Raw genomic sequence first — 22,107 nt, forward strand, 5'->3', positions numbered from 1 at the left:
TGTGGCGGGCCGCTCGAATAGACCAGGAGCCGGGCGAGATGAATAAACAAAGCCATGTTTCCTCTGTGACAACAAACGTCGAGCAGGAATCGGCTCGCAAGCCATCGCCTGCCGAGGCCGAATGGGAGAAGAACGTTCTCCAGTCCACATTGGAAAAATCCCCAGAGCGCTCCGAGCACTTCACAACTATCTCCGATTTTCCGATCCAGCGTCTTTACACGGCCGCTGATTTATCCGGATGGTCGCCTGAAAAAGACCTTGGCAATCCGGGCCAGCCTCCCTATACGCGAGGGATCCATTCCACCATGTACCGAGGTCGGCTGTGGACAATGCGGCAGTTTGCAGGCTTCGGGACGGCAGAAGACACGAACCAGCGATTCCGCTACTTACTTTCTCAGGGCCAGACGGGACTGTCCGTCGCGTTCGACCTTCCTACATTGATGGGGTACGACTCGGACCATATCCTCTCGGAAGGCGAAGTCGGGAAGTGCGGCGTGGCTATCAGTTCATTGGCAGACATGGAAGTGCTTTTCGACAAGATCCCAATGGCGGACGTCAGCACTTCAATGACAATCAATTCGCCCGCCGCCGTAATCTGGGCGATGTATCTTGCGGTGGCAGAAAAGCAGGGAGCAAGCTGGAAAAAAATCTCGGGAACACTCCAAAACGACATTCTCAAGGAATACATCGCGCAAAAAGAATACATCTATCCGCCGGGACCATCGATGAGGCTGGTCATTGATACGTTCGAATTCGGCGCGAAAGAGACGCCGAAATTCAATGTGATCTCGATCAGTGGATATCACATTCGCGAAGCCGGCTCGACAGCGATTCAGGAACTCGCGTTCACGCTGCGCGACGGCATCGAATATGTGGAGTGGGCGCTGCGGCGCGGACTCGACGTGGATGACTTTTCGCCTCATCTTTCGTTTTTCTTCAATGCTCACAGCGACTTTTTCGAGGAAATCGCCAAATATCGTGCCGCGCGGCGCATCTGGTACAAGACAATGCGCGAACGGTTTGGCGCGAAGAATCCTCGTTCGTGGGCATTACGCTTCCATACGCAGACTGCGGGCTGCTCTCTCACGGCGCAGCAGCCATACAACAACGTAGTGCGCACGGCGCTTCAGGCACTGGCGGCCGTGATGGGCGGCACGCAATCCCTGCACACAAATTCCCTCGATGAGGCATGGGCGTTGCCGACGGAATTCGCAGCTACGATCGCTTTGCGAACACAGCAAATCATCGCGCATGAGAGCGGAGTTGCGAATACGGTTGATCCACTTGGAGGCAGCTATTTTGTCGAAAAACTGACAAACGACGTGGAACGCGCCGCCTGGGATTACTTCGAAAAAATCGACGCGTTGGGCGGGATGGTGAATGCAATTGAACGCTCGTACCCGCAGAGAGAAATCGCGGAGGCTGCCTATCGTTATCAGCTATCCGTCGATCGCAAGGAAAAAATTGTGGTCGGCGTGAACGATTTTGCCGCCGAAGAAAGACCGCTTGAGATTCTGCAGATCGACGAAACGGTCGCACATCGGCAGGCTGAACGCCTTCGCAAACTCCGCGCGGATCGGTCAATGGCGGAGGTTGATCGCCGTTTGAAGTCCCTGCGCAAGGCTGCTCAAGGGACTGAAAACCTGATGCCGCACATTTACGAAGCAGTGAAAGCGTACGCAACCCTGGGCGAAATCTGCGACGCGTTGCGAGATATTTTTGGAACGTATGAAGAGGTCGCCATTACATAGGAGCGCTCCACCTTCACGCTTCTGCAGATGCAAGTCTTCGGTACACAAAGCGACGCCAATTGAAGTATCCTTGCTAAGCCAATGACTGAAAAAAAGATACGGGTCTTGATCGCGAAGCCAGGACTGGATGGACATGACCGCGGTGCAAAGATCATCGCCCGGGCGCTGCGCGACGCTGGGATGGAAGTGATTTATACAGGTTTGCGCCAAACTCCGGAAATGATTGCCTCTGCGGCGGTGCAAGAAGACGTGGACGTGATTGGGCTTTCGATTCTTTCCGGCGCACACAATGCGCTTTGCCCGCGATTAATGGAGCTGCTGCGCGAAAAAGGAATGAGCGATGTCACCGTGCTAATTGGCGGGATCATCCCAGAAGCAGATATTCCGGCACTGAAAAAGGCGGGGATTGCCGAAGTATTCCTGCCAGGCACGTCTACGCAGGATATTGTGGACTTCATCCGCAAACGCTTAACGGCGAGCACACCGAAGGCATAAAACCGCGTGAACTCTTCCGTGCGTAGTTTTATGGGTCAGCGGCTCACGCCACGCAAAAGAGGCTCTTGAGATCGGTTTGGCCCACACGACTGCTGCGACCGTAGACGTTATTTCCACGTCTATCCAGATTGATTTGTAGCGGCGTTCGTTGAATTTGGAGCTCTTCCCCACCCGAACTTTACGAGCGAAATGATACAATGCAAAGCTCTGTAGCGGTTCAGCCAACGATCTTGGGCGAGGATTCGCGTTGTCCGACTCGGTGATTGAAACTCACATCAAGACCACTTCTCCCGATTTTGAGAAAAATCGGCGCGCGCTCATCGAGCGCCTTTCCCGAATCAAAACTGAAGAACAGCAGATTCAGCAAGGCGGAGGCGCAAAGGCAATTGAATCACAACATCAGAAAGGGCGTCTGACGGCCCGGGAACGCATCGCAAAGCTTATCGATCCGAAAAGCCGCTTTTTCGAGATCGGACTCTACGCCGCCTATGAGATGTACGAGGAGTGGGGTGGAGCGCCCTCTGCGGGAACGATCACAGGGCTGGGGCGCGTAGCTGGCCGACAGGTGATGATTATTGCCAACGATGCGACAGTTAAGGCTGGGGCATTTTTCCCGATGACCGCCAAGAAAGTCATTCGCGCGCAAAACATCGCCATCGAAAACCGGATTCCGACGATTTACTTAGTGGATTCCGCCGGCGTTTTTTTGCCTCTCCAAGAGGACGTTTTTCCGGACACGGACGATTTCGGACGCGTATTTCGCAATAACGCAGTGATGTCGGCGATGGGCATACCACAAATTACGGCGATCATGGGAATGTGCGTTGCCGGCGGTGCATATTTGCCGGTGATGTGCGACCACATTCTGATGACCGAAGGCAGCGGCCTTTTTCTCGCCGGACCCGCTCTCGTACAGGCTGCGATTGGGCAGAAAACTTCCGCAGAAGATCTTGGTGGCGCGAAGATGCACGCGCAGATCAGCGGCACAGTTGATTTCCGCGAACCTGATGACGATTCCTGTTTGACGCGCATTCGCGGCCTGGTCGAAAAAACAGGACATCGCGCGAAAGCGCCTTTCGATCATCGGGAGCCGGAGCCACCTAAGCATCCCGAAGCGGAAATTTATGGCGTATTTTCTTCCGATCCCGTAAGGCAATACGATATGCGTGAAATCATTGCGCGCATTGTCGACGGTAGCCGCTGGGATGAATACAGGCGGGAATACGGGCAAACTGTCCTGTGCGGTTTCGCGCGAATCGGCGGCTGGGCCGTGGGAATCGTCGCGAATCAGAAGAAAAGCGTTCAGGTCGCAGCTCCAGGAACCGGCGAGCGGCGCGTGGAGTTCGGCGGAGTAATTTACACAGAATCGGCGGACAAAGCGGCGCGTTTTATTCTGGATTGCAACCAGAATTTGATTCCGCTCGTTTTTTTGCACGACGTGAATGGATTCATGGTCGGCAAAGAAGCGGAATGGAGCGGGATCATCCGCGCGGGAGCCAAGATGGTCAATGCTGTCGCGAACAGCGTTGTACCGAAGATTGCGGTCATTTGTGGCGGGAGCTTTGGCGCTGGGCACTATGCGATGTGCGGAAAGGCTTACGATCCGCGGTTTATTTTCGCGTGGCCGAGCGCGCGCTATGCCGTCATGGCCGGCGAATCCGCCGCGGGGACGCTGGTGGAGATCAAAGTTAAGCAACTCGAGCGCGACGGGAAAAAACTCACTGAAAAGGAACGGAAGGAGCTTTACGAGTCCATCCGCTCAACTTATGAACATCAAACCGATCCGCGCTACGCTGCCGCGAGGCTCTGGGTCGACGCAATCATCGATCCAGCGCAAACACGAGAAGCGATTGTGGAAGCGCTCGACGCGGCTTCGCACAATCCAAGCGTCGCAGAATTCAAAACAGGAGTACTGCAAACATAGATGGAGCCTGTAACAATTATTGAGTGTCCACGCGACGCCTGGCAGGGGCTGCCACAAACCATTCCTACGGAAGTCAAGATCGAGTACTTGAGCCGGCTGATTGCGCTCGGATTCCGGCACATCGATGCGGTCAGCTTTGTATCGCCGAAGCATGTGCCGCAAATGGCGGATAGCGAGGAAGTAATGGCCGGACTAGCGAAACACGTCCCTGCCGACATGCCCGCGCCTGAAATTATCGGCATTGTAGTCAACGAGAAAGGTCTGGAACGCGCCCTGGCGACCCCGGGCGTCACAACGATCGGGTATCCCTATTCCGTTTCAGCATATTTCCGCCGCGCCAACGCAAATATGTCGCGCGCCGAGTCGCGCACACTAGTGGAGACGTTGCGCAGCAAGACGAAGGCCGCTGGACGAAATCTCGTGATCTACATTTCCATGGCTTTTGGCAACCCCTACGATGAGCCCTGGGGACCCGAGATCGTCGAAGAAACTCTGGTCTGGCTGAAGGAAATAGGAGTACAAACGGTGTCGCTGGCTGACACTATTGGCACAGCATCGCCGCACGACGTTGCGGCACTTTTTCAATCGGCCAAGAAATGTGCGGCCGGAGTCGAGATTGGCGTGCATCTTCACAGCCGGCCGGAGAGCGCCGCCGAGAAAGTGCTCGCCGCATTTGAAGCGGGATGCCGGCGATTCGATGGGGCGCTAACTGGTCTCGGCGGCTGTCCTTTTGCGGGAGATGAGCTGGTTGGCAATATTCCGACAGAGACTGTACTGGCGACGCTTGCTGCGCGCGGTGTTTCCACCGGCATTGATACGAAATCGCTTGCCGTGGCGTGCGCACTCACGGGGAGAATTCGCTCATCGTATGCGCACGCGGCCGATGCACCGAAACCAAACTGAAAATAATTCATGAGCTATAAAACGCTGCAATTCGATGTGACTGGCGAGCTTGCTACGATCACGCTCAACCGGCCTGAGCGCCGCAACGCAATTTCGCCGGAGATGATTGACGACATCCTCGGCGCGCTCGACGAGGCGGAGAAAAGCGAAGCTCGTGTCGTTATCCTGACGGGCGCAGGAAGAGCGTTTTGTGCGGGAATGGACCTCGATGCGCTGCAGGCGCTTGCCACTCAAACGCAAGACCAACATATTGCTGATGCCGAGCGCATGGGCAAGATGTTTCATCGCGTTTATAGTTTCCCGAAACCTTTGATTGCCGCTGTGAATGGACCGGCAATCGCAGGGGGGACGGGGCTGGCGACGCTGTGCGACTTCACTCTCGCTATTCCAGAGGCAAAGTTCGGATACACGGAAGTGCGCATCGGGTTCCTGCCTGCGGTCGTTTCCGTATTTCTACTGCGGCAGGTAGGAGAGAAAGTGACGCGCGAGCTCTTGCTTACAGGAAGGCTTTTCGATGCCACAGAGGCGCACCGGCTGGGATTGGTTACGGAAATCGTTTCTGCGGATAAGCTACTCAATGCAGCGCACGAGCTTGCACGAACGTTGATCAGCTCGAGCCCGACAAGCTTACGCATGACGAAGCGCTTGATTTTGCAGTGGGATGCTCCGGAAATTGAGCGGGATCTTGCGATTGCGATTTGTGAAAGCGCCGACATTCGCGGCACAGAGGATTTTCGTGAAGGATTGTCGTCGTTTCTCGAAAAACGGAAACCGCAGTGGCGAGGGCGCTGATGCGCCAGGTGCAGTTTGCTAAAAGTCGCGCTTTCTATCAAGGGTGAGCTTCGATAGAAATGAACACAATTGGCGAAACGACCGTCCGCGTGCGCTACGCAGAAACCGATCAGATGGGAGTGGTGTATTATGCGAATTTTTTCGTGTGGTTTGAAGTAGCGCGAGTCGAACTGATGCGCCAAATGGGATTCAGTTACAAGCAGATGGAACTGGAAGACGACAGTTACGTCGTGGTCGCTAAAGCTAGCTGCATGTACAAACGCCCGGCAAGGTTCGACGACGTGATTCGCATACGCACGCGCGTTACCGAGGCACGGAGGCGCACGATCGCGTTTTCTTACGAGATTTTTAACGGCGCAACTCGCGAACTGATCGCAACCGGCGAGACGCTCCACGTGATTTGCGATCAGAATGGACGTCCCAAGAGTTTGCCAGACAAATATAGGCACTATTTCCCGATCGGACGTTCAAAAGACACCATCGTGGCAGGTGCTACGTGACACCCGCGAAAAGAACGATAGCGATCTCCGGAAACGACCTTACGCTTTCCCATCTGTACCAGGCTGTGCTTGAACGCTTCGAGGTAACTCTGGCAGATGACGCACGCGAACGCATGACCGCTTCGCGCGCGGTAGTCGAACGTCTGGCAACCGGAGCGGACGCGGTCTACGGCATTAACACAGGCTTCGGTGCGCTCGCCTCAGTCCGGATTCAACCTGACCAGATTCGTGAATTGCAATTCAATCTTGTGCGCAGCCATGCCTGCGGTGTCGGCGCTCCGCTGAACGCCGAGGAGACGCGCACGGTCATCCTTCTACGCGCCAATGCACTTGCGAAGGGCTTCAGCGGCGTGCGGCCTGTCGTTGTAGAGACTCTACTTGCCATGCTGAATGCCGATGCGTTGCCGGTCATACCGTCGCAAGGCTCTGTCGGTGCATCGGGCGACCTTGCGCCGCTTGCCCATCTGGCGCTCGCGGCAATTGGAGAGGGCGAGGCTACTTACAAAGGCGAAAAGCTGACCGGTGGCGAGGCATTGCGAAAGGCGGGGATCGCGCCGCTAAGTATCGAGGCCAAGGAGGGTCTGGCGCTTCTGAACGGGACGCAGGGCATGCTTGCGTTGCTATCGCTTGGTCTCCGCGAAGCGGAAATATTGATTGATAGCGCAGACGTGGCCGCAGCTCTTTCGCTTGACGCGCTGCGCGGAAGCCCGGCGGCGTTCGATGAAAGGATTTCACGCATTCGGCCATATCCCGGGCAGGCGGCCACTGCTCGGAACCTCATCCGCCTGAACCGCGGCAGCGAAATTCGCGAATCACATCGTTCAGCGGAGAAAGATCCGCGAGTGCAGGATGCGTATAGCCTGCGTTGCACCCCGCAGGTGCATGGTGCGGTGCGTGATTCCCTTTCGCAAGTGCGGACGACGATTTCCATCGAGTTGAATAGCGCCACCGACAATCCCCTTGTATTCGCGGACTCGGGTGAAGTTGTCAGCGGCGGAAATTTTCACGGGCAGCCTCTGGCCATGGCAGCGGATCAAGTTGCAATTGCGCTTGCGACAGCGGCAGGAATATCCGAGCGCCGCATGGAACACATGACGAATCCGCACACGAGCCTTCTGCCGGCCTTTCTGACCGCTGATCCGGGGCTCAATTCCGGCTTCATGATCGCGCAAGTCGTGGCGGCATCTCTCGTCAGCGAACTTAAAACGCTTTCGACGCCGCATTCTGTCGATTCAATCCCCACATCCGGCGACCAGGAAGATTACGTTTCCATGGGAATGAGCGCCGCGCGGAGACTGGGACGCATGATTGAAGCTCTCAGAAACGTGATCGCCATAGAACTGCTCGCCGCATGCCAGGGCATCGACCTTCAGGCTCCATTGCGCACGGGCATGGAGGCGCGCAAGGCATACGCACTCGTGCGCGAGGTTTCACCTGTCGTTCACACGGATCGTTCCCTTGCCCCGGATATTTCCGCTGTCGGACGATTAATTGCAGAAGGCAAATTTCAGAAGCTGCTCGCCTGAACTAACGCGCTAGCTGATAAACAACCGATTCTGTTGCTCATTTCAGGTTCCGCTGTAAGAACTTCCCGAAGCGCCAGCCGACGATCCATTTGAAGGGGGCCTCGCCAAGAGAATAATGCCCGCATGGCAAGCGAAGAGAAACACAGGAGACGCCATTTCGACGCGTTGCGGCAAGAAATTCATCAGACAAGTCGACGGGGAAGGTGGGGTCGTACTGTCCGCTAATCGCAAGCAGTTTTTGGCCTATATGTCGCAGCTTCGAAATGTAAGGAATCGGGCTTATAGGCTCCCAGAAACGGCGAATCTCTTCGACTGAGACGTGCGCCGCGAGGGATTCCCAGACGTTTTTTGTGGTCAGCCCTCTTGCGACCACGTCGCCAAAATTCGTCGAGACGTGCAGTAACGCCGCCGCGCGAATTAGTCGCTCGTGTGAGGCAGTAACGCAGGAGATGCACGACCCGAGACTCGTACCGAGAATTCCCAGCGGCCCATAGCCACGTGAGTCGAGCCAGCGCAACGAACAGCGAGCATCACATACAGCCTGGCGGTTGGCCTGTAGCGTCAATCCGATATTCGGCCCTACGATATAATCAGCTCGCGGATGGCCGGGCACGGCGCGATGGTCGTGATAAGGAAGACTAAGGCGTAGCGCAGAAATTCCGAGACGGTTAAGCCATCGGCAAACATCGATGTAGGCGTCAGATGTTGCATTCCACTGTGGCAACAAAATAACAGCCGCTCCGCTCGTCGCGGCTGGGAAAAAACGGCCATAAACTCGATTGTTCTCTTCCCATGGAGAGCACACAGCACTCGTAAATGTTAATTCCCCGCTCCAGGCTGCCCTATTTGGTATCAGCTCATAGTGAAAATCAGCAGGCGTTTCGAAGGCAAACCATTCGTCGCTATTTGCCAGCGTTTCTTCGGCAAAGCGTGCGAGAAAATCTCGCGGCTTATTTTCGTCGGCCTTGCCGCCTATATGTTCGAGTCCCCACGCAAATGGCAAAACAGGGCGGTTCGGCTCCGCAGCCCAGCGGCGATGCTCGTAACGCAGGATTCTTTCTGCGTACCAGCGCGTATTCGTCAGTGGAATCAAACTACCGAATATAGCTTAGCGATAACCATCACCGCCATCTTTGCCATCTGCAAAAGTTTGCTGGCGCTGGGAATGCAGACTTTAGAAATCGGGCACGCTGTTCGCCGGTATTGTTGAGGGGCGTGCTTCCTTGTGGCAAAGTCGCATTATGCTTCCCACTGGTCTGATTGCTACATTCGTTTTCTTGCTCGGCCTAATGATTGGCAGCTTTTTGAATGTTTGCATCAGTCGGCTTCCGCAAGGAAAGTCCGTGGTCAAGCCAAGATCGCATTGTCCAAGGTGCCGGGCCGCGATTAAACCTTGGGATAACATTCCCGTGCTGAGCTACGTTTTTCTGATGGGGAAATGCCGCGCGTGCAAGGCGCGCATTTCGCCAATTTATCCAGCAGTTGAAATGGTCACAGGACTGCTTTTCCTCGCCTGTTATGCGGCCTATGGAAATTCTGTGGTCACGGCCAAGTGGATTGCCTTCTGCGCCATTCTCGTTGTGCTTGCCTTCACTGACTGGCGGGAGCGTCTGCTGCCAGACAAGGTTAACTTCACAGGACTTGCGATCGGCTTGCTTTTCAGTTTCTTCGCGCGTCCGGAAGACAGCACAGCTCTCTGGCTGGCAAATCATTTGTTTGAATTTCCTCCGCCGACACGGGTGATTTCTTTTGCGGACGCGCTGATCGGCGCCATTGTTGGGGGCGGGATCCTGTGGGTTATAGGAGAGGGTTATTTTCGGCTCCGGGGACGTGAGGGTATGGGGCTTGGCGACGTCAAAATGATGCTCATGGCCGGCTCTTTTCTTGGACTTCGCAGAACGATCCTCACAATTCTGATCGGCGCTGTGCTGGGCATGGTTTTTGGCGGAATTTTCATGCTCGCGTCGCGCAAGGGATCGGATTACGAATTGCCTTTCGGCACGTTTCTTGGAGCCGCGGCAATTCTCGTGATCTTCTTTGGCACTCCCATTATCGTGTGGTACCAATCGCTTTTTCAGATTCGATAGGACCGCAATGGTTTTCGCTCCGCCCAGTTCAAACTTCAAATTTGAGGTCGGATTCGGCTTGTTTTTCTTCATACTCGTTTTCCTCGGAATGATCGGGGTGCTCGTTGCAATTCGAAAATCGCTCGGAGGAAAGGACTCCAGCATTAAAGAAGGAGATGGAGCCTTTCGCGTCAATGCGGAAAATCCATCCGCATTCATGACTGCTTCCATGCAGGGTGTAATTCAGCGGCTGCGTGATCAGGAACAGGAACTCGCACGCCTTCATCGAGCGGAAAAGGAGCGCGCGGAGGAAACGGAACGGCTGAGCGAAGCAGTTACCCGCAATATGCCGGCAGGGCTTTTGCTCATCAATGCCACAGGGACAATCGGTTCTGCCAATCCCGCGGCGGAGAAAGCGCTTGGAATATCCGGACTTCAATATCACCGCTACTCAGAGGCGCTCGGCGCCAATTCTCCGCTTTCGCAAATGATCGCTGCCAGCTTGCGCGATGGTCAAACCTTTCAGCGGGATGTGGTTCCACACACGACCTCCGCGGGGGAAACTCGTCAGTTGGGCGTAACCATTTCGCCGATCTACCGCTCGATGCGCAACACCCTAGTTCAAGGGCCGACAGCTCCAGTTATCCAGACAATTATGGGTGCGATTTGCCTAATGAGCGACATCACGGAACTGGCCACGCTGCAAAAACAGATGCGCTGGAAAGAGAATCTGGCGGCATTGGGAGAAATGTCCGCCGGAATAGCACACGAATTCAAAAATGCGCTGGCGACGATTTCGGGCTATGCCCAGATGATCCATAGCGAAGCTGCATCGTCAGAAGCGGAAGATTGTTCGCAGAAGATTCTTGACCAGACCCGGTCACTTGCCCACGTTGTGACAGAATTCCTGCGTTTTGCGAGGCCGCTCGAGCTTACAAACGAAGATTTTGCATTGTCCGGCGTTATCGAAGGAGTCGTCGAGGAAATCGGAACGAGCGTTCCCGACGTCACGGTTTGCACTGAAGGTTCGTTTGGTGAGGTTTCCGGTGACTCCGGGCTCCTCAGGCAGGCTATCCTGAACCTTGCGAGGAACGCAGCGGAAGCGGCTTCGAGCAACGGGCATCGCGGCGAGGTTGTTATTGCTGGTATGAAAGAAGAGCATTCAGGCCGGTCCTGGCAACGGATTGCCGTCAGGGATAACGGCCCCGGCATCCCTCCCGGAGACATCGATAAGATCTTTGTGCCATTTTTTACGACCAAATCGAGCGGCACTGGTCTGGGGCTTGCCGTTGTCCAGAAAATTGCGCTACAGCATGGCGGACGCGTGGAAGTACGGAATCGGGCGACGGGTGGAGCCGAATTTGACCTATGGTTACCTTTGCGGCAGCAAGCGCCTTTATAGCCGTTCCCCCAGAGTGCAAAGACCATCTAAAATTAAGTGAAAAAGCATAGACACGTGGCACTTCAGAGGTGAACGCCATGCGAAAAACGATTTGGCTCGCAACAATTTTGCCGCTTTTGGCTCTGCCGCAAGCGCTTATGGCCCAGTCGGCGTCACAACAACAAGCACAAAGTCAGTCGCAAACCCAATCACAAACGCAGACGCAGTCTTCTTCAAGTTCAAGCGCCGATCCGCTTGCCGAAGCAGCGCGCAAGGCTCGCCAAGCTCAGAAAACCGCGCCTAAGGCAGCCGTTGTCTTTACAAACGACAACCTGCCCGCCTCCGCCTCAGGGGTTTCGGTCGTGGGCAGCACGTCTTCCGCATCTGCAACGGGAGACAAGAGTGCGAAGGGCTCATCCGCGGCATCGCAGGGAAAGAACGATGAAGCATCCTGGCGCAAGAAGTTCGCCGATGCACACCACAAGCTTGATCAGGACCAGTCCGAGCTAGCGATCATGCAGCGCGAGCTCAGCGAGCTTCAACTCCAGTACTATCCAAACGATCCAACCAAGGCGCTGATGCAATCGGTGACGCGCTCGGATATCACCAAGAAACAAGACGCCATCGACAAAAAACAGAAGGACATCGCAGCCGACAAACAGGCCATTTCCGATCTGGAAGACGCCCTTCGTCAGGCCGGTGGCGACGCGTCCTGGGCTCAAGACTAGCGAGTTGATATGGAATCAATCCTTCTGGTCGAGGACAAGCCTGAACTGCGCGCTATGCTTCGGCGCGCGCTGGAAAAGGCTGGCTACTCGATTGACGATGCCTCCGACGGAAACGCTGCGACTGAGAAAGTCCGCAAGCGCCGCTACCTGGCCGTCCTAACGGATTTAAAACTTCCGGGCGCTTCTGGTCTCGATGTCTTGCGCGAAGCGCGCCGCGCAGACCCCATGATTCCTGTAATTCTCATTACTGCGTATGGATCTGTTGAAGACGCGGTTACGGCCATGAAGGAGGGCGCTTTTGACTTTATTCAGAAACCGGTCGAACTTGAGCATCTGAAGCTACTGGTCGCGCGCGCCGCGCGCCAGCAGGATCTCCTTCGCGAAAATCTGCTTCTCCGCGAAGAATACGCCGAGCGTTACGGGTTTCCGCGAATCGTCGGAGAACATCCCTCGATGCAGGCTGCGAGCCAGATGATTCAACGCGTCGCCCCTACCGATTCCACTGTTCTTCTCCTCGGAGAAAGTGGCACGGGCAAGGAGCTGTTTGCTCGCGCCACGCACAATCTCAGCAAGCGACGTGAAGGCGCTTTTGTGGCGCTCAATTGCGCTGCGATTCCCGAAGGACTCGTGGAAAATGAATTATTCGGTCATGAACGAGGAGCCTATACGGGTGCGGGGACGCGAAAAATAGGCAAACTCGAACTGGCACACCGCGGCACGATCTTCCTGGATGAGATCGCCGAACTACCGCTCGCAGCCCAAGGGAAACTGCTCCGCGTTCTTGAGGAACGCCAATTCGAACGTGTGGGCGGAACTCAATCGATCGACATTGATGTGCGCATCGTGGTTGCGACGAACAAAAATCTTCAAGAGGCAGTAGCACAAAAAACCTTTCGCGAGGATTTATACTTCCGTGTCTCGCCGGTTCCTGTGACGATCCCCCCTTTGCGCGAGCGCGGAGATGATGTGATTTTGTTGGCCACTCATTTCTTGGAACGTTTTCGCCGCGAGTTCCACAAACCTGGATTGGAGTTTGCGGAAGCGGCACGCGCGCGGCTTCGCGGCTACCATTGGCCGGGCAATGTTCGCGAGCTTCAAAATACGATCGAGCGCGCATCCATACTCGCAAGCACGGACGAAATTGGCCCAACCGACCTCCAACTTCCTGCTCCTCGGCCAAATGCAACGGAAATGCCAGAGGGGATGCTAAACGAAGAGTTTCCCTGGGACGGCTCGCTCGAGGACGTGTCCCAGCGCGCTGTGCATCATGTCGAACGATTCAAAATTGAAACTGCCCTGCGGGAGGAGAGGTGGAATAAATCCCGTGCTGCGGAAAAACTCGGCGTTTCCTATAAGACTCTGCTACACAAAATCCGAGCATTGGGGCTCGAAAACTAACTGTCTGAAACTTCACTCATTTCCTTACCGCGGAATGCAACGCGACTATGCCGCAAGTCCAGCGTTCGAATTCCGTGTCTCGAAATTCCAGTTTTTCCATCCAATTTGCCAGCGTTTCAGGCCGTGGGAACTTTTTCACGGAATTCGGCAAGTACGTATAGGCCTCACGATTCCGCGAAATGGCACCTCCGATACGGGGCAGGACTCGCGTGAAATACAAGCGATACAGTTTCCCAAGAAATCCATTCTCAGGCTCGCAAAATTCCAAGATTCCGAGCCTTCCCCCGGGGCGCAATACGCGAGCAATTTCACGAAGGCCATTTTCGTAGTTCGTCAAATTGCGAAATCCGAACGCCGTTGTAATCAAATCGAAGCTGGCATCCCGGAATGGTAAGACGAGGGCGTCCACGGCGAGAAAAACGACATCAAGGTGAGCCGTGCGCTGTTTTTTTTTCGCGATTGCGAGCATTGGGAATGCGAAATCGGCGCCTATGAATCTTTTGCTAGAAACGCCCGCGCGCGGCCCACTTTGCTCCGCTTGACGCGTTAGAGCCAAGATCAAATCGCCCGTTCCGCAGCATAAATCGAGCACCTGTGCGTCGGGGCGAGACAAGATATCCGCAAATCGTTTGGCAGTTCGCCGCCGCCAAACCCGATCCAATGAAGCGGAAAGCAAATGGTTTAAGAAATCATATCGAGGCGCGATGCGAGTAAACATCTCGCGCACCTGCTGTCCCGCTTCGCGTTCATCACGGGAGCCCTCAGGACGGGTCCCGGGCGCAGCGTTGTGAGCCTCTGTATCCATTCCGTCACTTCCATCGCTGGTTGACCGGCTCACGCGGCTACATCCCTGCGCGCCTTCGCATAGAATCTGGGCAATTCGCGCCAGACCATTTCGACGAGCACGGCCGGCACTTCCATTCCAATGTCGGCAGCCCCGATTCGGCTCGGAATCACCCATCGCATATGCCCATGGCGGGATTTTTTATCTCTCGCCATTGCATTGAATAGCGTCGATGGCGGGATGGATGGCAGGGCCGGCAACGGCCCACACCGGGCAATCAGCGACGCGATTCTGCAGGCCGAGCGTTCGCCGATGCGATCCAGACCGGCACCGATCAAGGTCGCGCCGAGCATTCCCCATCCCACGGCTTCGCCATGCAGAAATCGCTCATATCCGGTCAAGGCTTCTAAAGCGTGACCCATGGTGTGGCCGAAATTCAAAATCTGGCGCAGGTTGCTTTCCCGTTCATCGAGCTTCACGATTCGCGCTTTTTGGCGCGCACACCTCTCGATTACGAATTCGAGCGCTCGATAGTCCTTTGCCATGATTTGTTTCATCTCGCGCTCAAGGAAATGGAAGAGTCCTGCATCTCCAATCACGCCGTACTTGATGACCTCATGTAACCCAGAACAAAATTGGCGCGCGTTCAAAGTCGTCAAAAGGGCGGGATCAGCGAGTACAGCTCTTGGTTGGTGAAACGCACCAATCAGATTCTTGCCTTCCGGCAGGTCGACGCCGGTTTTTCCGCCGATTGCGCTATCAACTTGGGCCACGAGCGTCGTCGGGACATGCACGATGCGCACACCTCGCATGTAGCTTGCCGCGACAAAGCCGGCCACATCACCTACAACACCACCACCGATGGCCACGAGCACGGCCTGTCGGTCTGCACTACTCTTTGCAAGTTTCCGGCATATACCCTGGACGGTCGCGAGCGTTTTTGCGATTTCTCTGTCATCAAACAAAATCACGCAGTTTCCAGGCACGCGCCCCAATCGCCGTTGAACCTCGCGACCCCAAAGCCCCCAAACACGGGGTGACGACAACAAAAACACCCGACCACCGCAGCGCAAATCTTCGACAGTATCCCTAAGCCGGGAGAGCGCACCATGGCCGACAATCATTGGATAGCTTGCTGAAGTGGTGCGAACAGAAATTGTTTTCACTTGGAGAATTTTGTCTCGAGCTCGCCGACTGTAGCCAGCACAACGTGTCCAACAATCGCCAGGCTTTTTGGACTGATCTTGTCTATCGTATCTTGGGTCGTGTGCCAATACCCTTCATTCTGATAATCAGTGAGGTCAATCAGGTCAACGGAGGGTATTTTCAAAGCCAAGAATGGGTCGTGGTCATCGTCGACGGCATCCGCTTGCGAAATAAACACGTCCTTGTACCCCAGTTTTGCAGCCGCGGACCATATCAGATCCGTGAGCCATGGCGTGGATGTGGTCTCTTTGGAAATATGCAGCCCTCTCTGTCCCACCATATCCACCAAGATGACAGCCTTGACGTCTTTCACCTCTCCCGTCAGCTCAAGATTGGCCGCCATTTGACGACTTCCATATGTGTGGTCGTCATCGCCCCAATCCGGATTCACTGCCTCTTCGCCATCGAGGAAAGCCATCCAAATCGCAACCTGCTGTTTTTTGCCACACAAGAGATGCGCCGCTTCAAGCATCAATCCCGTTGACGAACCGCCATCATCCGCGCCGACAAAGTCTTGTAAGCGTTTCGTGTCGTAATGCGTGAGGAGCAGGATTATGCCTTTCCCTTCGCCCGGGACCTTGGCAAAAATGTTTTTCATCGCGATTGTCCCGACCGGCGTCTGCGCATGAAAAGGATCGTCGGAGACATCGCAGCCATCTGACTTCAGCTGCTTTTCGATGTAATTCTGCGTCAACTGAATCGCAGCAGATCCCGAAGGACGCGGCCCGAAGCTGACGAGCTTCGCCGTATACTCATAAGCCTTCTGGCCATCGAAACCTCCCGTCTGTTGCGCGGGCGGCGCCTGATCGTTTGCGTCAATTACAGGCGCGGCGACGGCGGAAGCACTGGATGACATTGCGCTAGTTTTGTTCCCACTACCGCCGCATCCGGCAGTACAGGCCAGCGCCAGAATTGTCATCATACAGAGTCGAATCCTACTGCGCATATCAGCTCACTCCCTGACGCACCAGGTCGCGTTGACGCTTCCTGCGAAACACCATATAGGAAACCCCGATGCCAACAAAATACAAACCAATCATCGGCGTCATGAAAATGAGCATCGTCGTCATATCAGGAGTCGGCGTAACAAAGGCAGCGATAATCGTGATGATCAGAATAGCGTAACGGAAGTTCCTCCAGAGCCATTGTGGCGTCACAATGCCAAAAATGGAAAGCACAAAAATGAGCACGGGGAGCTCAAAAATTGCACCCAAGCCGACCATAACAATCAAGATCAAGTCAAAATATTCGCTGATGCTGATTAATGGCTGAAACGGACCTTGGGGCCCCTGAAATGTGATCAGGAATTTGAGGACAAACGGCAGCACGATGAAATACGCAAAAGCCACGCCGCAAAGAAACAGAAAGACCGACGAAAAAATAAACGAAAGGACGGCCTTGCGTTCATGCTTGTATAACCCCGGCGCAATAAAAAGCCATATCTGATGGAGCACCACCGGCAGCGCAAGGATAAGGCCAAGATAAAAACCCACCTTGATCAAAAGATTCACATACTCGGCAGGACCCGTGAAAATCAGCTTGTCAGGAAAGTGAGCTTGCTGCAGTGCAACAACCATCGGCTTTGCAACATAGTTGATCACCCATTTCGCAACCGAAAAACCAATCACGAAGCCGATGCCGATCGCGATGGCGGAGTTAAGCAGGCGCTTACGGAGGTCTGTCAGATGCTCAAAGAGAGACATCCGCTCAGAGTCTTCATTGCTGGACTGGCCGGGTTGCGCGGCTCCCGGCTGGCTAGGAGTCGCCATGGTCCGCCTTATGGATCATCGCCTCGTTATTCGATTGGTCTGGTGAACTGGAAGTCTGGGAGGTTTGCTCATGCGCAGATTCCTGTGCCGGCGGAAGAATTTTGTTTTCAACGAGGGGTTCGGCTGGCGATTCGGGCAAGGCAGGAGATGCTTGTTGAACCGCAGCGGATGAGGCGGCGGTCTGCTGTTTCTTGGTCTCAGACACGCGGGCTTCACGCTCAAGCTCTCTCATGTGCTCTTCGAAGCCGGCGCGAAGGTCTCCCGTCGCTCGCTTAAACTCGGCCATCACCTTGCCAAAATTGCGCGCTAGTTCGGGCAGTTTTTCCGGGCCGAATACGATCAGAGCGACGATAAAAATGACTATAAGATGGGGTAGGCTCAACATTTTTTGTGCGCAAAACCCTTCTTTTGCATCATAGAAGAGGCTGCCGGGTGTGTCAAACCGCCCGGAAATGTATGCTATACTTCGCTGTGCCCCGATGGGGGCGTGAAACGAGGCTCGGATGCATTCATCAAAACGCGGCGGCATTCTGCTGGCCACCATCCTAATTATCGCCGCGATTTTGGGCGGATTATGCGGGCCTCCTCTCAAGGCCACTGCTGCTGATGCTAACGACCTGCAGGATTCCGTCGAGTCTTTCGCCCGAGTGGTTTCCATCGTTCAGCAGAACTATGCCGAACCTGTTGACACAGATACTCTTGTATTCGACGGTGCAATTCCCGGCATGTTGCATGTCCTCGATCCGCACTCCTACTTTTTCGACCCGAAAGCCTGGGCTCTCCAGATGGAAGTTCAGCGCGGCAATTATTATGGCGTGGGCATGCGTGTATTCCAGAACGCTTTGAATCAAACCGAAGTCCTTTCCCCTTTTCCTGGTTCTCCGGCAGACAGGGCAGGAATCAAGGCCGGAGACATTATTCAGGAAGTGGATGGTAAGGATTGCTCTGAGCTCAACACTACTCAGGTTGCCGACCTACTCAAGGGACCCAAAGGAACCGTGGTCACCATCGCACTGAACCGTGAGGGATATTCCAAGCCCATTGCTGTAAATGTGATGCGCGATGAAATTCCGCAATCCGCAGTTCAGTACTCGGCGCTGCTGAGGCCTGGCATCGGCTATGCTCATGTTACCGGATTCAGCTCTGAAACAACCGACTCCGATCTCGCGGCGGCGATGAAGAAACTCGACTACTCGCATCTGGATGGCTTCATTTTGGACCTCCGAGACAACCCCGGAGGCCTGTTGATGCAAGCTATCGGAATGGCGGACATGTTCCTGTCGAAGGACCAGCTTGTGGTCTCGCAAAAGGGCCGTGCGTCACCTGAGCGTCGCTACTATGCACTGCGCGGGAACGACGGGCGCGAGATCCCGGTCGTTGTGCTTATCAATGGCGGGAGCGCTTCGGCGTCTGAAATTGTTGCCGGATCATTGCAGGATCACGACCGCGCCCTGATTGCCGGCGAGCGCAGTTTCGGTAAAGGCCTTGTGCAGACGCAGATGCCTTTGGCTGACGGAACTGCCCTCCTGCTGACAACCGCGCGTTATTACACGCCGACGGGGCGGCTGATACAGCGTGACTACAAGAACGTCACTCTTTATGATTACGAATTCAACCGTCAGCCAAATAAGGAACCCGAAGTCAAGCTGACGGACAGCGGCCGCAAAGTTTACGGTGGCGGCGGGATTACACCAGACGTAGCGGATCCCGCGCCAATGTACAACCCCTTCCAGACGCTTTTGCTGGCTCGCGGTGTGTTTTTTCCCACGAATGAGGGCGTTGGAAACTTCACACGCTACTTCATGGGGACTCGCCCTACAGTCACCAAGGATTTCACGGTCGACGACGCGGTCGTGAAGCAGTTCTATGGCTATCTCGATCAGCAGCACATCAGCTACACACCCGACGAGGTTAAAGCCAACGAGGATTGGATCCGACTTCACATCCAGCGCGAAGCCTTGACGTACGCGCTTGGTTTACCAGCGGGCTTCAAGGTTTCCGTTGATAACGATCCGCAGATCGAGAAGGCGATCGAGCTAATCCCTCAGGCGAAGGCGCTTTACGACAATGCGAAAAAAATTGTCGCTGAACGCCAAGCTTCGGAACTCGGCCAGCCGCAATAAACCGAACGCGCCTGCTGGTCCTCATTACCAGATCTGTACGAGATCTCTTCCTGAGACTTACTCGCTCGGCGGAATAGTCTCGCCCTTCACAAGCACGCGCTCGAAGAAATCCGCAGTCGCGGCATACGCTTTCATCCACGTCTTCCACATCAGAAAACCGTGAATCTCGTCAGGAAACACAATCTGTTCAAAGGGAACGTGATCGCCACGCAGCCGCTGCACAAGGTCCACCATTTGATCGAACGGCACATTGCGGTCGTCGTCTCCCTGAATCAGTAATACTGGAGATTTCCATGTGTCGATTGACGCGTCCGGCGAAGAACTGAAGGCTAGCTTCACCGCTTGGGCCAGGTCGGGCGCACCTTGCGCTTCACCACCCTCATAACGCGTCCACCGCGAGAGAAAAACGGACCAGTCGTGGACACCGTGCATGTCCACGCCGGCCTTGAAAATGTCGGAATTCCTCGCCAAACCCATAGCGGTCAGAAATCCTCCGTACGAACCGCCCCAAAGACCGATCTTGTTGGGATTCACGTAGGACAGTCCTTGCAGATACTTACCCGCGGCTACAATGTCCTTATACTCGGAAGCGCCTCTCCAGCCGCCATCCACCGGCTCGCGAAACGCGCGGCCATACATGATCCCGGTTCGGTAGTTCACGGACAGCACGACAAATCCCTTGCTCACGAGATACTGATTTTCCGCGTAGGCGTAGTGGTAGTAGTCCATATAATGGAAACCCAGCATCATCTGACGCATAGACCCGCCGTGCATGTATACAAGCGCTGCAGCATGCTCTAATCTCCCTCGCGGCACAAAGAGCTGGCCATGAATCTCAAGCCCATCCAAGCTCTTAAAAATGACCTGCTTCGGAGTCACGAGTTGAGCGGACGGAAAGTCACTGGGCAACTCCTCGCGTGCAATCATTTCGCGGCCGCTCGACGTGATTCGATAAGGCATCGCCGGAGTAGTGGCGCTGGAGCCAAGACACAGAACATACTTGCCGTCGCCGGTTTCGACAGGAAACCACTCGATTGTGTCGCCTTTGGTTAATGCTTCGGGCGGTGTGCCGCCAGCGATGCTTACGCGCCAGATGTGTCTGCGATCCACGTCGTTCTGGTTGGACTCGTAATAAAGCGTTTTGCCGTCAAAGCTCAGCGTGACGCCCTTCGCGTCGAAATCGCCCGGTGTTAACAACACGACGTCTCCACCGTCAGCCGAAACCGAATAGAGATGATTCCGGCCGTCTTTTTCCGAGGAAAAAGTGATTCGATTTTCTGCGGCAAAATGAAATGAATCGGCTTCCGTGAGACGAGGGATGGAGTCGTCCATAGTATTGCCGCTACGCCAGACCAGGTGGGCTTCCCCGCTAACTGGATTCCCAACCCAAATTGACCACGGCTGCGGACGCAAAGGAATGATTGGAAGGCCGCGCTCGGCACCGTTTGTCTTTACATAAGCGATACTCTTGCCGTCCGGAGACCAGCGGGGCAAGCCATCGCGATCTACCGTCGGATGCAGGTAGTGGATCGAGTCTTTTCCAAAGTTGTAGACGGCAATTAAACTGTGACCTCCGCGATTGCTCGTGAATGCGATCTCTTTACCGTCCGGAGACCATCGAGGATCGGAGTTGTCTCCTCGCACGTAACAGAGCTGATGGGCCTGGACAGCACCAGACACGGGAGCAATCCAGAGAGCGTCACGCGCAGCCCATACAGCGAATTGTCCATCGGGAGATAGCTCAATGTCTTCGCAGCCTTCATGTCCGCACTCCAAGGTGCCCAGCAGGCGCGGTTGACCACTCGCAACGCCAACGGCCCACACCTGCTGCTCGGGTTTCTGCACATCGCTCGTCGGATCGGCCACTTCATTGACGGAATTTGTTTCGCTGCCGCGCGCATACACGACTGCTTTTCCGTCCGGGGTTAGGCGAACGCTCGCGATGGCCTGGCCATCGTCTTCCGAATAATGAGTCACTTCGCGAGCGGCAAAATCCGGCGCATCGGCGACCCAGATATTTCGAACTCCCTTGATGTCGAAAGTCCAAGCAACGCGGTCTGACCCGCCGGAAGAAGCAATGTTGTCCGGAAAGGCGAAACTCATGACTTGTTCGAGCGTAAAACCATTCGGGGCCGCATATAGCGCATCCGCCAAAGCAAATAAACACACCGCCGCAACGATCAGCGCAACTTGCAGACTCCGAACATTCAGATATCGACGAAATTGCATCTGGCGCTCCTGAATGAGATTTTGCGCGTGCATAATACGCCGACAGGGTCGGAAAGAAAAGGAGAGTATCCCGTGGCAGCGATACTTTTAGCGGCTCGTCAGAAACTTATATTGCGCAGCCGTCAATGGAACAACGCTCAGCCTGGCCTGGCGAACTAGAGGCGACACTGCGAAAAGCTTTTTGCCTTTGATCTCCGCAAGCGTCGTCGCGTCCAAAGACTCACCTGCCCTAATTTTCACGTGAGGATCTTTTGGATTGTTTGCCTCAACCGAAATTACGATGGCAGTCCCGACGGAACTCTTTCGATCTCCCGTTTCATAAATCACCAAACGGTCGCCGGGCTTCATCTCTCTGAGATTCTTTACTGCGGCTGGATTCGAGACGCCATTCCAAATTGTGATCTTGTCACGCTGTAAATCCGCGAACGAATATTCGGAAGGTTCTGTCTTAAGCAGGTAATCCATATCCAATCTCCATCGGAGGGCTTGGCGACTCCCTCACAGTCATTAGAGCGTTGTCCATAATACACAG

20 protein-coding genes are annotated in these 22,107 nt (G+C 54.9%); 12 read left to right on the forward strand and 8 right to left on the reverse strand.

The features are described 5' to 3' along the window. Positions 1-38: 38 nt before the first annotated feature. The 7 genes from VGR81_01475 (at position 39) to hutH (ending at position 7,891) form a co-directional block, all read left to right on the forward strand. Entirely contained in the window at positions 39-1,751 is a 1,713-nt protein-coding gene (locus tag VGR81_01475; GenBank protein ID HEV2287603.1) for a methylmalonyl-CoA mutase family protein, read from the forward strand. Positions 1,752-1,832: 81 nt separating this feature from the next. Further along, positions 1,833-2,246: a cobalamin B12-binding domain-containing protein gene (locus VGR81_01480; GenBank protein HEV2287604.1), complete on the forward strand. Its 414-nt coding sequence runs from the start codon at positions 1,833-1,835 to the stop codon at positions 2,244-2,246. Between the two features lie 247 nt (positions 2,247-2,493). After that, the gene (locus VGR81_01485) at positions 2,494-4,170 is read left to right on the forward strand and encodes an acyl-CoA carboxylase subunit beta (protein HEV2287605.1); all 1,677 of its coding nucleotides are present in this window, start codon (positions 2,494-2,496) and stop codon (positions 4,168-4,170) included. After that, the gene (locus VGR81_01490; GenBank protein ID HEV2287606.1) at positions 4,171-5,073 is read left to right on the forward strand and encodes a hydroxymethylglutaryl-CoA lyase; all 903 of its coding nucleotides are present in this window, start codon (positions 4,171-4,173) and stop codon (positions 5,071-5,073) included. A 9-nt stretch (positions 5,074-5,082) separates the two neighbouring features. Then, complete coding sequence (locus VGR81_01495; GenBank protein HEV2287607.1) at positions 5,083-5,865, forward strand: enoyl-CoA hydratase-related protein; 783 nt, start codon at positions 5,083-5,085, stop codon at positions 5,863-5,865. Between the two features lie 59 nt (positions 5,866-5,924). Further along, on the forward strand, positions 5,925-6,365 hold the full coding sequence (locus VGR81_01500) for a thioesterase family protein (GenBank protein ID HEV2287608.1): 441 nt from the start codon (positions 5,925-5,927) through the stop codon (positions 6,363-6,365). Beyond that, positions 6,362-7,891, forward strand: a complete 1,530-nt coding sequence (gene hutH / locus VGR81_01505; GenBank protein HEV2287609.1) for a histidine ammonia-lyase — start codon at positions 6,362-6,364, stop codon at positions 7,889-7,891. Before VGR81_01500 ends, hutH begins: the two co-directional genes overlap by 4 nt. A 37-nt stretch (positions 7,892-7,928) precedes the next feature. On the opposite strand, the gene VGR81_01510 is transcribed toward hutH, so the two are convergent. Further along, positions 7,929-8,984, reverse strand: coding sequence for a hypothetical protein (locus VGR81_01510; protein ID HEV2287610.1), 1,056 nt, complete (start codon positions 8,982-8,984; stop codon positions 7,929-7,931). Between the two features lie 196 nt (positions 8,985-9,180). Between VGR81_01510 and VGR81_01515 the strand changes: the two genes are divergently transcribed. The 4 genes from VGR81_01515 (at position 9,181) to VGR81_01530 (ending at position 13,464) form a co-directional block, all read left to right on the forward strand. After that, positions 9,181-9,978, forward strand: coding sequence for a prepilin peptidase (locus tag VGR81_01515; protein HEV2287611.1), 798 nt, complete (start codon positions 9,181-9,183; stop codon positions 9,976-9,978). Between the two features lie 7 nt (positions 9,979-9,985). Beyond that, entirely contained in the window at positions 9,986-11,359 is a 1,374-nt protein-coding gene (locus VGR81_01520) for an ATP-binding protein (GenBank protein HEV2287612.1), read from the forward strand. Positions 11,360-11,496: 137 nt separating this feature from the next. Further along, positions 11,497-12,066, forward strand: a complete 570-nt coding sequence (locus VGR81_01525; protein ID HEV2287613.1) for a hypothetical protein — start codon at positions 11,497-11,499, stop codon at positions 12,064-12,066. 9 nt (positions 12,067-12,075) lie between these two features. After that, the gene (locus VGR81_01530; protein HEV2287614.1) at positions 12,076-13,464 is read left to right on the forward strand and encodes a sigma-54 dependent transcriptional regulator; all 1,389 of its coding nucleotides are present in this window, start codon (positions 12,076-12,078) and stop codon (positions 13,462-13,464) included. A 16-nt stretch (positions 13,465-13,480) separates the two neighbouring features. Here the strand turns inward: VGR81_01530 and ubiE are convergent, their stop codons facing one another. From ubiE to VGR81_01555, 5 genes are all read right to left on the reverse strand, one after another. Next, entirely contained in the window at positions 13,481-14,269 is a 789-nt protein-coding gene (ubiE, locus tag VGR81_01535; protein HEV2287615.1) for a bifunctional demethylmenaquinone methyltransferase/2-methoxy-6-polyprenyl-1,4-benzoquinol methylase UbiE, read from the reverse strand. A 29-nt stretch (positions 14,270-14,298) separates the two neighbouring features. Continuing rightward, on the reverse strand, positions 14,299-15,372 hold the full coding sequence (gene aroB, locus VGR81_01540) for a 3-dehydroquinate synthase (protein ID HEV2287616.1): 1,074 nt from the start codon (positions 15,370-15,372) through the stop codon (positions 14,299-14,301). Positions 15,373-15,410: 38 nt separating this feature from the next. Next, complete coding sequence (locus VGR81_01545) at positions 15,411-16,310, reverse strand: M28 family peptidase (GenBank protein HEV2287617.1); 900 nt, start codon at positions 16,308-16,310, stop codon at positions 15,411-15,413. A 91-nt stretch (positions 16,311-16,401) separates the two neighbouring features. Then, entirely contained in the window at positions 16,402-17,223 is an 822-nt protein-coding gene (gene tatC / locus VGR81_01550; protein HEV2287618.1) for a twin-arginine translocase subunit TatC, read from the reverse strand. Continuing rightward, positions 17,210-17,752, reverse strand: a complete 543-nt coding sequence (locus VGR81_01555; GenBank protein ID HEV2287619.1) for a twin-arginine translocase TatA/TatE family subunit — start codon at positions 17,750-17,752, stop codon at positions 17,210-17,212. The genes tatC and VGR81_01555 overlap by 14 nt, the downstream gene beginning before the upstream one ends. On the opposite strand from VGR81_01555, the gene VGR81_01560 reads away from it, so the two are divergent. Then, positions 17,727-19,346, forward strand: a complete 1,620-nt coding sequence (locus tag VGR81_01560) for a S41 family peptidase (GenBank protein ID HEV2287620.1) — start codon at positions 17,727-17,729, stop codon at positions 19,344-19,346. The genes VGR81_01555 and VGR81_01560 overlap by 26 nt on opposite strands. 57 nt (positions 19,347-19,403) lie before the next feature. On the opposite strand, the gene VGR81_01565 is transcribed toward VGR81_01560, so the two are convergent. Beyond that, entirely contained in the window at positions 19,404-21,575 is a 2,172-nt protein-coding gene (locus VGR81_01565) for a prolyl oligopeptidase family serine peptidase (protein ID HEV2287621.1), read from the reverse strand. An 87-nt stretch (positions 21,576-21,662) separates the two neighbouring features. Then, positions 21,663-22,040, reverse strand: coding sequence for an EVE domain-containing protein (locus VGR81_01570; protein HEV2287622.1), 378 nt, complete (start codon positions 22,038-22,040; stop codon positions 21,663-21,665). Positions 22,041-22,107: the final 67 nt, after the last annotated feature.

Source organism: Candidatus Acidiferrales bacterium (assembly GCA_035934015.1).
Lineage (GTDB): Bacteria > Acidobacteriota > Terriglobia > Acidiferrales > UBA7541 > DAHUXN01.